This window comes from Paraburkholderia sp. SIMBA_054 (genome assembly GCF_046534875.1).
Lineage (GTDB): Bacteria > Pseudomonadota > Gammaproteobacteria > Burkholderiales > Burkholderiaceae > Paraburkholderia > Paraburkholderia hospita.
In genome coordinates this window covers 1-273 of record NZ_JAWRXV010000743.1, presented here as the reverse complement: position 1 = coordinate 273, position 273 = coordinate 1, and the positions used below count along the sequence as shown (strand labels likewise).

Annotated in this window: 1 pseudogene; it reads left to right on the top strand. The window is 67.8% G+C overall.

Going from position 1 to position 273, the window contains the following annotated elements:
* Positions 1 to 273, top strand: a pseudogene (locus SB822_RS57075) (hypothetical protein); the annotation flags it as partial.

The following is a 273-nucleotide window of genomic DNA, read 5'->3' as shown; positions in this document are numbered from 1 at the left end:
CCTCCATCTCGATCCTGTGCGGCATGATCTTCGGCGGCCTGATCTTCACCCTCGCAGGTTCGCATGGCACGATCGTGGCGGCGGTGGCGGTGATCGCGCTGGCGGTCACCGGCAACCTGGTGGCGCGGCGGGTACCGCGGGTCGAAGCCGGCGCGCCGGACCTGAAGATCAACTGGAATCCCATTCCCGAATCGCTGGCGATCATGCGCCTGACCCGGCGCACCCTGGCGGTGCGCAACGCGATCCTCGGCGTGTCGTGGTTCTGGTTCGTCG